The organism is Azospirillum sp. TSH64 (assembly GCF_003116035.1).
GTDB lineage: Bacteria > Pseudomonadota > Alphaproteobacteria > Azospirillales > Azospirillaceae > Azospirillum.
Genome location: NZ_LGQW01000015.1, coordinates 874,418 through 889,524 on the forward strand (window position 1 = coordinate 874,418; position 15,107 = coordinate 889,524).

13 protein-coding genes and 2 tRNA genes are annotated in these 15,107 nt (G+C 67.6%); 3 read left to right on the forward strand and 12 right to left on the reverse strand.

Going from position 1 to position 15,107, the window contains the following annotated elements:
* Window positions 1-93 precede the first annotated feature (93 nt).
* The 8 genes from dnaA to TSH64_RS05405 form a co-directional block, all read right to left on the reverse strand.
* Entirely contained in the window at window positions 94-1,662 is a 1,569-nt protein-coding gene (dnaA, locus tag TSH64_RS05370) for a chromosomal replication initiator protein DnaA (protein ID WP_109095873.1), read from the reverse strand.
* A gap of 524 nt (window positions 1,663-2,186) precedes the next feature.
* Entirely contained in the window at window positions 2,187-2,447 is a 261-nt protein-coding gene (rpsT, locus tag TSH64_RS05375) for a 30S ribosomal protein S20 (RefSeq protein ID WP_109095874.1), read from the reverse strand.
* Window positions 2,448-2,642: 195 nt separating this feature from the next.
* Window positions 2,643-3,419: an enoyl-CoA hydratase gene (locus TSH64_RS05380; protein WP_109095875.1), complete on the reverse strand. Its 777-nt coding sequence runs from the start codon at window positions 3,417-3,419 to the stop codon at window positions 2,643-2,645.
* Between the two features lie 118 nt (window positions 3,420-3,537).
* Window positions 3,538-3,990, reverse strand: a complete 453-nt coding sequence (locus tag TSH64_RS05385) for a hypothetical protein (protein WP_109095876.1) — start codon at window positions 3,988-3,990, stop codon at window positions 3,538-3,540.
* Window positions 3,991-4,002: 12 nt separating this feature from the next.
* A complete protein-coding gene (gene mutM / locus TSH64_RS05390; protein ID WP_109095877.1) occupies window positions 4,003-4,845 on the reverse strand; it encodes a bifunctional DNA-formamidopyrimidine glycosylase/DNA-(apurinic or apyrimidinic site) lyase in 843 nt (280 codons plus the stop codon).
* A 249-nt stretch (window positions 4,846-5,094) separates the two neighbouring features.
* Entirely contained in the window at window positions 5,095-6,045 is a 951-nt protein-coding gene (gene pip / locus TSH64_RS05395; RefSeq protein WP_109452319.1) for a prolyl aminopeptidase, read from the reverse strand.
* A gap of 144 nt (window positions 6,046-6,189) precedes the next feature.
* Window positions 6,190-6,266 (reverse strand) — tRNA-Arg (locus TSH64_RS05400).
* A 198-nt stretch (window positions 6,267-6,464) separates the two neighbouring features.
* Window positions 6,465-6,541, reverse strand: a tRNA-Arg gene (locus TSH64_RS05405).
* A gap of 232 nt (window positions 6,542-6,773) precedes the next feature.
* On the opposite strand from TSH64_RS05405, the gene gpt reads away from it, so the two are divergent.
* Window positions 6,774-7,268: a xanthine phosphoribosyltransferase gene (gene gpt, locus TSH64_RS05410; protein ID WP_012975236.1), complete on the forward strand. Its 495-nt coding sequence runs from the start codon at window positions 6,774-6,776 to the stop codon at window positions 7,266-7,268.
* Window positions 7,269-7,441: 173 nt separating this feature from the next.
* On the forward strand, window positions 7,442-9,109 hold the full coding sequence (locus TSH64_RS05415; RefSeq protein ID WP_109095878.1) for a hypothetical protein: 1,668 nt from the start codon (window positions 7,442-7,444) through the stop codon (window positions 9,107-9,109).
* A 19-nt stretch (window positions 9,110-9,128) separates the two neighbouring features.
* Here TSH64_RS05415 and TSH64_RS05420 read toward each other — a convergent pair whose 3' ends face one another.
* From TSH64_RS05420 to TSH64_RS05435, 4 genes are all read right to left on the reverse strand, one after another.
* On the reverse strand, window positions 9,129-9,956 hold the full coding sequence (locus tag TSH64_RS05420; RefSeq protein ID WP_109095879.1) for an ABC transporter permease: 828 nt from the start codon (window positions 9,954-9,956) through the stop codon (window positions 9,129-9,131).
* The gene (locus TSH64_RS05425; RefSeq protein ID WP_109095880.1) at window positions 9,953-10,903 is read right to left on the reverse strand and encodes an ABC transporter permease; all 951 of its coding nucleotides are present in this window, start codon (window positions 10,901-10,903) and stop codon (window positions 9,953-9,955) included. Before TSH64_RS05425 ends, TSH64_RS05420 begins: the two co-directional genes overlap by 4 nt.
* Before the next feature lie 37 nt (window positions 10,904-10,940).
* On the reverse strand, window positions 10,941-12,437 hold the full coding sequence (locus TSH64_RS05430; RefSeq protein WP_109095881.1) for an ABC transporter substrate-binding protein: 1,497 nt from the start codon (window positions 12,435-12,437) through the stop codon (window positions 10,941-10,943).
* Window positions 12,438-12,549: 112 nt separating this feature from the next.
* Window positions 12,550-14,289 carry an extracellular solute-binding protein gene (locus tag TSH64_RS05435; RefSeq protein WP_247872770.1) on the reverse strand — a complete coding sequence of 580 codons (1,740 nt, stop codon included), beginning with the start codon at window positions 14,287-14,289 and terminating at the stop codon, window positions 12,550-12,552.
* Window positions 14,290-14,543: 254 nt separating this feature from the next.
* Here TSH64_RS05435 and ppa point away from each other — a divergent pair, with 254 nt between their 5' ends.
* The gene (gene ppa / locus TSH64_RS05440; protein ID WP_012975242.1) at window positions 14,544-15,101 is read left to right on the forward strand and encodes an inorganic diphosphatase; all 558 of its coding nucleotides are present in this window, start codon (window positions 14,544-14,546) and stop codon (window positions 15,099-15,101) included.
* Window positions 15,102-15,107 lie beyond the last annotated feature (6 nt).

Below are 15,107 nucleotides of genomic sequence, written 5' to 3' on the forward strand. Positions count from 1 at the left end.
GCGAAGAGTCCGTGCGCGCGGACCTTAACAGACTCCACGGTGCTATGGCATAGTGGCGTGGCAACACACCGTCACCGGTGGATTGAGCGCTCTTCAGCTTTCGAGCATGCGGCGCAGCAGCTCGACATCCTCGGCGAAGGACGGATCGGTGGCGCGCAGCTCGTCCACCTTCTTGACCGCATGCATGACCGTGGTGTGGTCACGGCCCCCGAACTTGCGGCCGATCTCCGGCAGGGAACGGGCGGTCAGCTGCTTGGCCAGATACATGGCGATCTGGCGCGGCCGGGCCACCGCGCGGGCGCGGCGGGCGGAATGCATGTCGGCGACGCGGATGTTGTAATGCTCCGCCACCCGCTTCTGGATCTCGTCGATGGTGACGCGGCGGTCGTTGGCGCGCAGCAGATCGTGCAGCACCTCCTGCGTCGTCTCCAGCGAGATGGACCGCCCGACCAGCTCCGCATGGGCGACGATGCGGTTCAGCGCCCCTTCCAGCTCGCGCACGTTGGACGTGATCTTGTGGGCCAGGAACTCCAGCACCTTCATCGGGATGCTGGCCTGGAGCGCGTCGGCTTTGGCCTGGAGGATGCCGAGGCGCAGCTCGTAGGTGGTCGGGTGGATGTCGGCGACCAGCCCCCAGCCGAGGCGGGAGCGCAGCCGCTCCTCCATGCCTTCCAGGTCGGACGGGCTCTTGTCGGCGGAGATGATGACCTGCCGGTTCTGGTCGACCAGCGCGTTGAAGGTGTGGAAGAACTCCTCCTGCGTCGAGTCCTTGCCGCTGATGAACTGCACGTCGTCGATCATCAGCACGTCGACCGAGCGGAACTGCTGCTTGAAGGCCATCGTGTCCTTGAAGCGCAGCGCCCGGATGAACTGGTACATGAACTTCTCGGCCGACAGGTACAGCACCTTGCGGTTCGGGTCGTTCTTGCGGATCTGCCAGGCCAGCGCGTGCATCAGGTGGGTCTTGCCCAGCCCCACCCCGCCATAGAGGAACAGCGGGTTGAAGGTCACGGTGGTGGCGTCGGCGACGCGCCTTGCGGCGGCGTGGGCCAGCTCGTTCGGCTTGCCGACGACGAAATTCTCGAAGGTGAATCGCGGGTCGAGTGCGGCCGACAGGTCGGACCGGTCCTCCAGAATCGCAGGCACCGCGGTCGGCGATTCGTCCGACGCCCCGCCATAGGAGGCGGATGTGTAGACGGTGGACGGGGCCGGCTCGCCGGAGAATCCGGACGGCGATCCCGAGAACGACCCCTGCGGCGGGGCCGGGCGGGGAGCCGGACGGGAGTCGGCGGCGCGCGAATCGAAGCCGCGCGAATCGAAGCCGCGCGAATCGAAGCCGCGGGGCGGGGATGGGCGGTCGTCGTCGATGTCGTCATTGTCGGCGACGAGCGCCGCCGGCGGATTCGTGGAGGCGACGATGACGTCGATCGACTGCACCTCCGGATTCTCGCCGGACCAGAGGGCGCGGATGCGGTCGGCATAGTGGGTCAGCACCCAGTCGCGCATGAATCGCGTGGGCACGACGATGCACACCTCGCCGCCGATCAGGCTGGCGACGGACAGCGGCTGAAGCCAGCTCCGGTAGGCGATCTCGCCGACCTCTTCCTTCAGGCGTCCGCGAATGCGCGCCCACTGCTGATCCAACGACACGCCGACCGACATGCTCCCTTACCCCCGCTCCTTCCGCCGGCCGGCCAAAACCGGAATGGCCGCCGTCTGGTCCAGCCCGAAGGACTCCGGGCAAGGAAAAACCGAACGGAACACTATATCCAAAAAGCACACGCCGGAGTCGACGGGATTGAAAATCCCGCCCCAGGCGCGACAGCTTGTAAGTAAAAGAAGATCGTGCGAACGACCGGGACTCAACAAGCCCTGATCCGGCGTAAGACCTTCAGTATTTCGCTGCTGTGTTCAGACGGACACAGAGTGTTGCATCACCCTATTTCGCCCGACCGAATGGACCAAAAGTCTAACCATGCCGCGGAAATCTGGCAATGGGACAGATGGCGAACGGCCCAAAAAGATAAAAACGTTCGCATTGACCGCATGACCGATCCCGAATCTCATACACGATCCCAAGAACAATCTAAGACAATTGTCGAGCATCCGCACATTTACTTTAAACGCAAAAAGCCGCGCCCCGAGTCACGGGCGCGGCTTTTTGAAAGCAGCGTATGAAAGCTCTATCAGAGAGCCTTGATCGCAGCCGACAGACGCGACAGCTTGCGCGACACAGTGTTCTTGTGCAGCACGCCCTTCGACACGCCGCGCATCAGCTCCGGCTGAGCGGACTTGAACGCCTCGGCGGCGGCGGACTTGTCGCCGCTCTGGATCGCGCCCTCGACCTTCTTGACGAAGGAACGGATGCGGCTGACGCGGGCACGGTTGACTTCCGTGCGACGCTCGGTCTGACGAATGCGCTTTTCAGCGGACTTATGATTGGCCATGGAAACCCTACTCCGAACGACACGGCTGTCGTGATGCGAGCGCGCCTTATACGCGGCAGCGCACCGCGAGTCAAGGCGTGGACGCCCGATGATTTTGACTAATCGTACTTCAACGACATCTTGATGGGATCTGGACCGTCCCCCGCAAGATGCAGGGGACGGCTCCAGCGGCAGAGTCGAAGCTGGCGCGACGACTCAGCGGTTCTTCCAGCCGGCTTGGCGCTTCTCGGCGAATGCGGCCATGCCTTCCTTCTGGTCTTCGGTGGCGAAGGTCGAATGGAACAGGCGGCGCTCGAAGCGGATGCCCTCGGCCAGCGTCGATTCATAGGCGACGTTGACCGCCTCCTTCGCCATGGCGATGACCGGCTGCGACAGCGAGGCGATCTTGGTGGCGACCTTCACCGCCTCCTCGACCAGCTCGGCGGCCGGGACGATGCGGGAGACGAGGCCGCAGCGCTCGGCCTCGGCGGCGTCGATCATGCGGCCGGTCAGCACCATCTCCATCGCCTTGGACTTGCCGACGAAGCGGGTCAGGCGCTGGGTGCCGCCGGCGCCGGGGATGGTGCCGATGGTGACCTCGGGCTGGCCGAACTTGGCGGTGTCGGCGGCCAGGATGAAGTCGGCCATCATCGCCAGCTCGCAGCCGCCGCCCAGCGCGAAGCCGGCGACCGCGGCGATGGTCGGCTTGCGGCACTTGGCCAGCCGCTCCCACTTCGCGGTGATGAAGTTGGAGTTGTAGACATCCATATAGGAGAAGCCGGCCATCTCCTTGATGTCGGCGCCGGCGGCGAACGCCCGCTCCGACCCGGTGACGACGATGGCGCCGATGGCTTGATCGGCCTCGAAGGCGTCCAGCGCCTGGCCCAGCTCGGTCACCAGCTGGTCGCACAGCGCGTTCAGCGCCTTCGGACGGTTCAGCGTGATCAGCCCGACGGGCCCGCGCGTCTCGACGAGGATGGTTTCATAGGACATGGCTGCAGCACTCTCCCGATGGGGCGAGCCCGGTTGCTTCCGGGACTCGTGGTTGTTGAGGGTGTTCGATGGCGACGAATGGCAAGGGCTGCCGCGAGTATGGCGGGTGTTCCCGCGATCAGCGCGGCGTCAAAGTGAAGCGGACGGCTGTCCCGGTGGCGGTCCCGGTGGCGGCTTTCGCCTTCTGGGCGGCCTGCGGGAACTCCAGCCGCAGCTCCTCGCCGTCGCGGACGAAGACGCGGTCGGCGGTCCGGCGCCAGCCCAGCTGCGGCAGGGTCTGGTCGTAGAAGGCCAGCACCGCCTGTCGCGGCACCTCGCCCGACAGCACGGCCTGGACGATCCGCCCACCCGGCTTGTCGAAGACCAGCGGCTCCGATTCGGCGGACGCCAGCCCGGGCATCACCGGCACATCGGTGGTGCCGGGGACGAAGGGCCCGGACTCGGCTGCGGCAAGCTGGGCCGCCAGTGCCGAAGGAATGGGAATGAGGAAGCTCCCCAGGCCCGCAACTGCGGGGCCGGCAAGGAGGAAAGCGGCGGACGCCGCCCGGAGCATGGCCGGTAGAGCCGTCATGCCCCAGCTATATCACCGTTGGCGCGCCGCACAAAAGAAAGTCGAGCGGCCCGACTGTACAATCCGCTGAACGCCCCCCGTCCGGGCACGGTCGCAGTCGCAGTCGGGGCAACCCTCCCCCTCCCGGTCGTAGACGGCGAACTGGTGCTGGAAATAGCCCAGCTCCCCCGACGCCTGCCGGTAGTCGCGCAGCGACGAGCCGCCGGCGGCAATCGCGCGCTCCAGCACCTCGCGCACCGCGACGGCGAGGCGGTCGACCTCTGCGGGCGTCAGGCTGGCGGCGGTCCGGGTCGGCAGGATGCCGGACTGGTAGAGCGCCTCCGACACATAGATGTTGCCCAAGCCGGCGACGATGCCCTGGTCGAGCAGGGCGGCCTTGATCGGGGTGATCTTGCCGGCCAGACGGCGGGCGAGGTCGGGACCGGAGAATTCGTTGCCGAGCGGCTCCGGCCCCAGGTTGCGCAGCATCGGGTGGTCGCCCAGCGCGTCGGCCACCGTCAGGTCCATCAGCCCGAAGCGGCGGGCGTCGTTGAAGGTGACGATGGTGCCGGCATCGGTCTCGAACACCACATGATCGTGCTTGTCGAAGGCGTCGGGGCGTTCCGGCGCGATGATCATGCGGCCGGACATGCCGAGATGGGCGATCAGCACGCCGCCGTCGTCCAGATGCATCAGGATGTATTTGGCGCGCCGCCGCACCGACGTGACCACACGCCCGGTCAGCCTTTCGCAGAAGCGCGGCGGAAAGGGGGTGCGCAGGTTCGGCCGCCGCTGCTCCACACGGACCAGCCGCCGGCCTTCGAGATGCGGGGCGAGGCCCCGGCACACCGTCTCGACTTCGGGAAGTTCAGGCATCGGCAGAGTGTGGGGTGGGAGGGGGATTGGTGCAAGGGCGGTTGCCTGAAGAGTGCGGGAGCGGCGGGCAAGATCTCCACGGATTTCACGGATTGAAACACGGATTTCACGGATGTGGCGTCCCGAAGCCGCTGCTGCCGGAACAGTCCCAAGCGGCGCCAAGCTCAAAAAAAATCCGTGAAATCCGTGTCTAAATCCGTGAAATCCGTGTCGATCTTGCCCCACCTCAGCGATTCCCCGAAGCTCCCGTCACCGATACTCTTTAAACCGCTCCGTCGCCTGGATCAGCGCGGCGCGGATGCCGGGCTCCATGGCGGAATGGCCGGCGTCGGGGACGATGCGGTAATCGGCTTCCGGCCAGGCGCGGTGCAGCGCGTCGGCGGAGATCACCGGGCAGACGATGTCGTAGCGGCCCTGGACGATCACCGCCGGCAGATGGCGGATGCGGTCGACGTCGCGCAGGAGCTTGTCCTCCGGCGTGAAGCGGTTGGAGCGGAAGTAATGCGCCTCGATCCGCGCCAGCCCCAGGGCGTGGCGGTCCTCGCCGCTGGCCGCGATCAGGTCGGGCGACGGCAGAAGCGAGGAACAGCTTCCCTCATAGATGCTCCACACCCGGGCCGCGGCCATGCGCACCGCCGGGTCGGACGAATCGAGCCGCTTCCAGAACGCCTCCAGCAGGTCGCCGCGCTCGTCCTCCGGGATATGGCCGGCGAAGGCGGCCCAGGCCTCGGGGAAGAGGATGCGCATGGAATAGAGGAACCAGTCGATCTCGCTCTTCCGCATCAGGAAGATGCCGCGCAGGATCAGGCCCAGGCAGCGGTCCGGGTGGGTCTGGGCATAGGAGAGCGCCAGGGTCGAGCCCCAGGAGCCGCCGAACAGGTGCCAGCGCTCGATTCCGAGATGGCGGCGCAGCGTCTCGATGTCCTCGACCAGCCGCTCGGTGGTGTTCTCGCGCGTTTCGCCCAAGGGAGTGGAGCGGCCGGCGCCGCGCTGGTCCATCACGATGATGCGGTAATGGGCGGGATCGAAGAAACGGCGGTGGGTGGGCGAGGCGCCGGCCCCCGGACCGCCATGCAGGAACATCACCGGCACGCCGCGCGGGTTGCCCGCCTGCTCCCAATAAACCGTGTGGATCCCGTCGACGGCAATCGTGCCGGTCTGGAACGGGTCGATGGGCGGATAGAAGTCGCTGCGGGGCATGGCCATGCATCCAGTGGTGCGGGCCCCGAGTGTAGTGGAGCCACCGGGGCTTGCGCCAGCGCGACGAGGCTCATCGGCGAACCCCAAACGACAAAGGCCGCCCGGAGGCGGCCTTGGGTGTCGATCACTGTGCTTTTTGGAGGATGGCGCGCCCGAAGAGATTCGAACTCCTGACCCTCAGATTCGTAGTCTGATGCTCTATCCAGCTGAGCTACGGGCGCCTTATCCAAAGAACTTGTCTGCCAAGCATCTCGCCGTCGAAGTATCCCCCGGCGTCGAGGCGCGCAACCTACTCAAATCCGTCATCGAAGGCAAGCGGTTTTCGCGAAGAAAAGCACCGGCGCCCAGCGGCGGATTTCGACGATGTCCCAGACGACAAAGGCCACCCAGGAGGTGGCCCGTGCGTCGAACGGGAAGGATGGCGCGCCCGAAGAGATTCGAACTCCTGACCCTCAGATTCGTAGTCTGATGCTCTATCCAGCTGAGCTACGGGCGCTTTATCCATCGTCTGTCCCGGCGTCGGCGGCAGGCCGTCGGCGTCGAGGCGCGCAACATACTCAGAAGCCCCCTGCCCCGCAAGCGCTTTTTTCACGAATTTTCGCCCCGCCAGCAAGCCCCCTGCGGCAGCCCCTGCGACCGCGGGTCCCGGACGGCCGAACCGCCCCGGATTGCCGGGCGGCGGCGGCTGGGTTATACAGTCCACTTGCTGTTTTTGGAGAGTCAGTACCGTGGCCGAAGCCCCCTTCAACAAGCATTTCCCGGTGTCCTGGGAAGAGCTCCACCGCAATGCCAAGGCGCTGGCCTGGCGCCTGATCGACCGCGGCCCGTGGAAGGGCATCATCGCGATCACGCGCGGCGGCATGGTTCCCGCGGCGATCATCGCGCGCGAGCTTGAGATCCGCATGATCGACACCGTCTGCGTCTCCAGCTACGACCACCAGCAACAGCGCAACGCGACGATCCTGAAGGGCGTCGAAGGCGCCAAGGCCGGCGACGGCGAGGGCTGGCTGATCATCGACGACCTAGTGGACACCGGCAAGACGGCGGAGATCGTGCGCAAGATGCTGCCGAAGGCGCATTTCGCCACCGTCTACGCCAAGCCGGCCGGCCGGCCGCTGGTCGACACCTTCATCACCGAAGTCAGCCAGGACACCTGGATCCACTTCCCCTGGGACATCGAGCTGCAATTCTCGCAGCCGATCGCCAAGCAGCGGAACGGCTGACCGGCCCCCTGGACCGGCCCCCCGACCGGGGCGCGCCCTTCCCGTCCGGTCCCATCCGGCCGGGGAAGGCGCGCCCGGTTCATTACATAAAAATTTACAGTTTGCGTCCTAAATGACGCGCGGCGGAGCGCCTGCGCCCGCCGACGCCTTCAACATCGCGTGGCGGCCCGCGCATGAGCGACGATTTGACCGGCGACCTCCGCCCGGACGAGCTGCACCCAGACGAACTGCGCCAGGACGAGTTGCGCCAGAAGATCGACGCCCTGGTGACGCGGCTGCCGGCCAGCCTCGTCTACAGCCTGCTGAGCGAGATCGAAGGCATGGACAGCGAGCCGACCGACCGGGTCCAGCTCGTCCGCCAATATGTCATCGAGTATCTGAACCGCCAGCGCACCAACCGCGCCCGCCGCCTGTTCACCAACCTGTTCGAAGCCTTCCTGATCGACGACGACGTGCTGTACCACTCCGGCGTCTCGGTTCCCGGCATGCTGCAACGGGTCGATGTCGGCGCCCTGTGGGAGGCGCTGAGCCGCGACGCCTTCCCCCTGCTGGCGGTCGAGGCACAGGAAACGCTGGACGAGATGGCGCGCGGCGACGTGATCGACCGCATCCTGCGCTCCCCCGTCGCCATGGTGATGAAGGAGCGGATGCGCGTCGCGTCGGTGAAGCATCTCGACGCCGTGCTGGCGAACAAGAAGGCGGTGGACGAGCTGCTGGCCGGCATGTCGCGCAACCGGCCGCGCCGCACCCGCCTGATGTCGGGCTTCCTGGAAAAGACGCCGCACATCGACCTCGCCACGCTGCGGCTGATGCATCTGATCCTGACCAACGCCGAGGGGCCGGTGAAGCCGGTTGCCGACCGGCTGGAGGATTTCCCCGCCAGTTGCAGCGGCGAGACGGAGGCGAACCGGCTGGCCGACCTGCTGCTGGACGCCACCGAATCGCTGCGCGACCGCTGCGGCGACGATCTGGCGGCCATGCTGCCGCTGTCGGTGCTGTCGGTGAAGCGCAACTATCCGGTGGCGGCGCTCTATATCCGGCAGAGCGGCGTCGATCCCGGCCGCGGCGACGCCATGACCGCGGCGCTGACCGGCCATTTCATCGGCGTCACCCGCGCGCTGACCGCGGCGCTGAGCGTCGTCCTGAAGCTGAACGAGCGGGTCCCCGGCTCCGCCATCCGGCCCAGCGCCAAGGAAAAGGCGCGGCTGGAGGCGCTGGTGCAGCGGCTGGACCAGCTGGTCCACGCCGCGACCTCGGCCGGGCTGATGGAGGACCGTCGCAGCGAGCCGGCCTTCCGCAACGCCTGGACCCAGGCGGCGAAGATCATCGGCAGCCGCGTCGCCGCGGTGGCGATGGAACGCTCCGCCCAGGCCGCCGCCGCCCGGCGCCAGCCGGTGATCGACCATGCCGACATCGTCTGGCTGGACCGGCTGCTGTGGCGCTGGCAGGCGATGTCGCGCGACTTCGGCTTCGAGACCTACGATCTGGTGAAGTGGCGCGAAACCCTGCTGGAGGAGCTGCGCGCCAATGTCGAGAAGGCGATGAAGTTCGAGGAAACCGACCCGCTCGACGAGCGGATGGAGCATCTCCTGCGCATCAACGCCATCGCCGGCGTGTTCGGCCAGCGGGTCAGCGCCTGGATCCCGACCTTCAGCCACAACATGACCCGCCTGCTGTCGCACCGTCTGGAGCGCGGCGGCGCGCTTGGCGACGACGAGCAGGCGATCATCGACGACCTCGTCGCCACGGCGCGCACCGAAGTGGGCAAGTCGCGCTATTGGAAGAGCAACGAGCTGATGGACCTGATCGAACTGTCGGAGCGGACGCGGCAGGCGGGGTGAGGGGTCATATCAGCCCGGCTCACATCACTCCCGAAGACCGGTGCCGCGGGTCGAGCCAGTCGCGCAAGCCGTCGCCCAGCATGGTCAGCCCCATGACACTCAGCGCAATCGCGACGCCGGGAAACACCGCCTGCAACGGGGCGGTGAACAGGTAGGTCTGGGCATCGCCCAGCATCTTGCCCCAGCTGGGACTGGGCGGCTGGATGCCAAGGCCGAGATAGCTCAGCGCCGCCTCGTTGACGATGGCGACGGCGAACAGGACGGTGGCCTGGACCACGACGATGCCGGCGATGTTGGGCAGCACATGCACCAGCGTCACCGACAGCGGTCCCCGCCCCAGCGCCAGCGCCGCCCCGACGAAGGGCCGCCGCCACACCGCCAGCGCGGCGCCGCGGGTGACGCGGGCCAGCACCGCGGCGTTGAACAGCGCCAGCGCCACGACGACGTTGACCGCGCCGGCGCCCAGGGCGGCGGTCAGCAGGATCGCCGTCAGCACGGCGGGAAAGGCGAAGACCAGGTCGCCCAGCCGCGCCACAACCTCGTCCCCCCAACGTCCCAGCGCGGCGGCCAACAGCCCCAGCGGCACCCCGGCCAGCAGCCCCAGCCCGACCGCGGCGGCACCGACGGCCAGCGAGTTGCGGGCGCCGACCATGATCATCGACAGCACGTCGCGCCCGAAATGGTCGGTGCCGAGCCAATGGGCGGCGGTGGGCGGCTTCAGCCGGGCGACCACCCGCACCTGCTCCGCCGGGTAGGGCGTCCACAGCAGCGACAGAAGCGCGATGGCGACCAGCAGCAGGGTCAGCCCGGCGCCGAGATGGAGGGAGAGGGGGAGCTTCCGCCTCACGACTCCCCTCCTTTGGGCCGGGGATCGGCCAGTGCGCAGGCGATGTCGACCAGGGCGTTCACCAGAACGACGAACAGCGCCAGCAGCACGACCACCCCCTGCACCACGATCAGGTCGCGCTGGCCGATGGCCTGATAGAGCAGCCGGCCCAGCCCCGGCAGGGTGAAGACATTCTCCACCACCACAGCACCCGCCACCAGGAAGGAGATCTGCAATCCCAGCACCGTCGCCACCGGGATCAGGGCGTTGGGCAGGGCGTGGCGCAGCAGGACGGCCATGCGGCCCACCCCCTTGGCGCGGGCGGTGCGGATATGGTCCTCTCCCAGCGTGTCGAGCACGGCGGTGCGGGTGACGCGGGCGAGGATGGCGGCCTCCGGCACCGCCAGCGCCAATGCCGGCAGCAGCAGGGCGTGCAGCGCCGGGCCGACGCCGCCGCTCCAGCCGGGAAAGCCGCCGGCCGGAAACCAGTGCAGGGTCAGCGAGAACAGCAGGATCAACAGGATGGCGATCCAGAAGCTGGGCATCGACACGCCGAGCTGCGCGAAGCCCAGCACCGCCCAGTCGCTCCCCCTGCCCCGCCGCGCCGCCGCCAGCAGCCCGAGCGGCAGGGCCAGCATTGTGCTGAGGACCAGCGACAGCAGCGACAGCGGCAGGGTGACCGCCAGCCGCTCCGCCACCAGATCGGCCACCGGGCGGGCATAGGTCAGGCTGACGCCGAGGTCGCCGCGCGCCAGCCCGCCGGCCCAGTGGAGGTAGCGGGTAAGGATGGGCTGGTCGAGCCCCATCTGGCTGCGCAGCGCGGCCAGCGTGTCGGGCTGGGCATTGACGCCCAGCATCAGCAGCGCCGGGTCGCCGGGAACCAGTTGCAGCACCGTGAAGACCACGATGCTGGCCAGCCAGACGGTGACGATCAGGCTGGCCAGCCGTCGCAGCAGGAACGCAAGCACGCGGGTCTATCCTTACCTTGGCCTTACTTGCCTTGCGTTATTTCCAGGACACGCCGGTGACGTCGTTGGCCTGGACCGGGCGGTTCACCCACATGCCGGTCAGGCCGGCCTTCTGCACCGTCACCGACGGCAGCATGAAGAGGAAGCCGTTGACCGCATCCTCCGCCAGGACCTTCTGCTGCTCGCCGTAGAGGGCGTTGCGCTTGGCCGGGTCCTGGGTACGGTTCAACTCGTCGTTCAGGGCGTTGAAACGCTCGCTCTTGTAATTGAAGTAGTAGTCGGGCCGGGCGTAGATGTCGATGTCCAGCGGCTCGGTGTGGGCGATCATGGTCAGGTCGTAATCCTTGCCCTTGAACGTCTTTTCCAGCCAGGCCGCCCACTCCACCGGCTCGATCTTCGCCCGGATGCCGACCTCGGCCAGCATGGCGGCGACCAGCTCGCCGCCGCGGCGCGCATAGGGCGGCGGCGGCAGGCGCAGCGTGGTGTCGAAGCCGTTCGGATAGCCGGCTTCGGCCAGCAGAGCCTTCGCCTTGGCCGGGTCGTAGGGATACATCCCGGTCAAATCGACATAGCCCTCGCGGTGCGGCGGGAAATGGCTGCCGATGGCGACGCCGTTGCCGTAGAGCACGCCCTCGATCAGCGTCTGGCGGTCGATGGCATGGGCCATGGCGCGGCGGACGCGGACATCGTCGAAGGGCTTGCGGGCGTTGTTGGTCGACAGCAGCGTCTCGCCCTCCGTCGAGCCGACCATGACCGTGAAGGCCGGGTCGTTGCGGAATTCCGGCAGGGCTTCATAGGTGCTGAACAGGGTGAAGGCGTCGATGTCGCCGGCCTTCAGCGCCGCCACCTGGGCGGCCGGGTCGCTGATGAAGCGGAAGGTGACGCGGTCGATCTTCGGCTTCGCCCCGTCATAGTCGGGGTTGCGCACCAGCACGACGCGGTCGCCGGCGACCCAGCGGTCGAACTTGAAGGGGCCGGTGCCGACGGGCTTCTGCTTGTTGGTCGCCGCCGATTCCGGGGCGACGATGGCGGCGTCGCCGCTCGCCATGTGGAACAGGAACAGGCCGTCGGGGCGCGACAGGGTGACGACCGCCGTCTGCGGATCCGGCGTTTCCACCTTGGCGATGGGGGCGAAATAGGCCTTCTGGGCGTTGACCGACTCGGCGGCGCGGGCGCGGTCGAGCGTGAATTTCACGTCGGCGGAATCGGCGGTGGTGCCGTCGTGGAACTTCGCGTTCGGGCGCAGGGTGAAGCGGTAGGTCAGCCCGTCTTCCGACACGTTCCAGCGCTCCGCCAGTCCGGGCACCAGCTTGCCGTCGGCATCGACGCGCAGCAGCGGCTCGAACAGGTTGGCGTAGGTGACCTCCTTGATCGCCCCGGCCGCACCGGCGGTCGGGTCCAGATGCGGCGGCTCCAGCGCCATGCCGACGACGAGGTCGGTGCGCGGCTGGGCCAGCGCCGCCTGCGATGCGGCGGCCAGCGCCATCATGGCGGCGAAAGCGGCAAGGGTGACGCGCTGCTTGGCGGTCGGCATGGTTGACAAACTCCCCCGTCTCGTCGTTACCGACGTTGTCTTTGCCGCGATGATGCGGTGCGGCGAGGGAGAGCGCAAGGGAAGCCGCCAGCCGTTTTCATTGTCTCTTCCGCTATTCCACCCACCAGCTTTCAATCATCGGGCCATAGAGCGGGGTGATGGCGGGGCGGTGCAGGGTCGCCCAGCGGGCGATGCGGTCGACCGGGCTGTGATAGAGCGGAACCATGTAATGCCCCCACAGCAGAACCCGGTCGAGCGCCCGCACCCGGCCGACCAGGGATTCCCTCGTGGTGGCGGCGGCGATGGAACGGGCCAGCGCATCGACCACCGGGTCGCGGATGCCGGCAAGGTTGCGGCTACCCTCCTGCCCGGCCGCATCGGATCCGTAATAATAGAGCTGCTCGTTGCCCGGCGACAGGCTGGACGCCCACCAGCGCATGGTCATATCGAACTCGAAACGTTCCAGCCGAGCCTGGAACTGGGCGCTGTCCACCGTACGGACGCGGGCCGCGATCCCCAGCGGCTCCAGCGAGCGGGCGAATTCCAGCGCCACCCGCTCCTCCGCTGGGTCCGACAGGAGGATTTCGAACGCGAAAGGATTTCCGGCATCGTCGGTCAGCCGGCCGTCGCGCACCCGCCAGCCGGCCTGCTCCAGCAGCCGCAGCGCCTCGCGCCGGTTGGCGCGCAGGCCGGCCGGCCCGTTGCCACTACCTTTGCCGCTGGCGTTGCCGCTACCGTTGCCGGCTTCCGGCAGGGTGACGGGCTTGGTGAAGAGATCGGGCGGCAGGCGGTCGCGGAAGGGCGCCAGCGCCTGCAACTCCTCGCCCTGAGGCAGTCCCTGGGCGGCAAGCTCGGAATTGGGATAGTAGCTGGCGGTGCGGGTCAGCAGGCCGTGGAACAGGCTGCGGCCGATCCAGTCGAAATCCGGCGCCATCCCCAGCGCCCGGCGGACCCGGACATCGGCGAACAGGGGACGGCGGGTGTTGAAGATCAGGCCGCGCGCCGGTTCGGGGCGGTGGTTGGGCAGTTCCTCCCGGACGATGCGGCCGTCACGCAGGGCGGGACCGTCGTAGCCGGTGGCCCATTTGGCCGGATCGCTTTCGTAACGAACGTCTCCCTGCCCGGCCTTGAAGGCTTCCAGCGCCACCGAATCGTCGCGGTAATAGTCGAACTCCAGCCGGTCGGCATTGAACTGTCCGACACGGACCGGCCGGTCGCGGCCCCAATAATCGCGCACCCGCTCATAGACGATGCGGCGGCCGGGATCGACCGACGCGACGCGGTAGGGGCCGCTGCCCAGGATCGGCTCCAAGGTCGTGCGGCTGAAATCGCGCCCCGCCCAGAAGGCCTTGGAGTGGATCGGCATCAGCCCCATCAGCAAGGGCATCTCGCGGTCGATGGTTCCGTCGGGGTTGGCGGCGAAGGCGAAGCGGACGGTCTGGGGGTCGGGCGCCTCGGCCGCCGTGACCTTGGCGTAGAACAGGCGGCGGTTGGGGGTGCCGTCCCGCCGCTGCGCCTCCAGCGAGAACAGCACGTCGGCGGCGGTCAGCGGCGTGCCGTCCTGCCAGCGCGCCTTCGGGTCGATGTGGAAGGTGACGGCGGAGCGGTCGTCCTCCACCTCGACCCGGTCGGCCAGCAGCCCGTAGAGCGAGAAGGGCTCGTCCCACGAGCGCGTCAGCAGCGTCTCGAAGACGTAGCCCATGCCCAGCGCCGGCACACCCTTGACGATGTGCGGGTGCAGGCTGTCGAAGCTGCCGGTCACCGCCTGCCGGATGGTCCCGCCCTTGGGTGCGGCCGGGTTGACGTAGGGAAGGGCGGTGAAGTCCGCCGGCAAGGCCAGATCGCCATGCATGGCGATGCCGTGATGCGGCGAGTCCGCGGACGCCGGATGAGGCGACAGCAAGGCCAGAAGGGTGAAAAAAAGAAGGATCGGACGGGGCATGACCGGCAGGGTTGCCGCTTTGCCGCACCTGCGCAAGAGCCCGCGCAAGTTCCTTGGACTCAGGGTGCGTTCCGCCTAAACTCCCGCCCCGCGTGGCGCCGGACCGGGCATCGGCGCCAAAACAAGAACGTGCCCTGAATACGCCAGTCGAAGGAACGCGATACATGGATCTGAGCAAGCTCGCCGCGGGCAAGAACGTGCCCTGGGACGTCAACGTCGTCATCGAGATTCCGATCGGCGGCCAGCCGGTGAAGTACGAGGTCGACAAGGACTCGGGCGCCGTGTTCGTCGACCGCTTCCTGCACACCGCGATGTTCTATCCCTGCAACTACGGCTTCATCCCGCACACCCTGTCGGGTGACGGCGACCCGGTCGACGTCTGCGTCGTCGGCCAGCACGGCGTCGTCCCGGGTGCCGTCCTGCGCTCGCGTCCCATCGGCGTCCTGTACATGGAGGACGAGGCCGGCGAGGACGAGAAGCTGCTGGCCGTTCCGGTCGACAAGCTGCACCCGTTCTACACCGACGTGAAGAACTACACCGACCTGCCGGCCATCGTGACCGAGCAGATCGCCCACTTCTTCGAGCACTACAAGGATCTCGAGAAGAACAAGTGGGTGAAGGTCCGCGGCTGGGGCAACGCCGAAGAGGCCGCCAAGAAGATCGAGGAAGGCCTCGCCCGCGCCCTGGAAGCCAACAAGGGCAACCCGGGCCCGGTGGTCTGAGGGTTG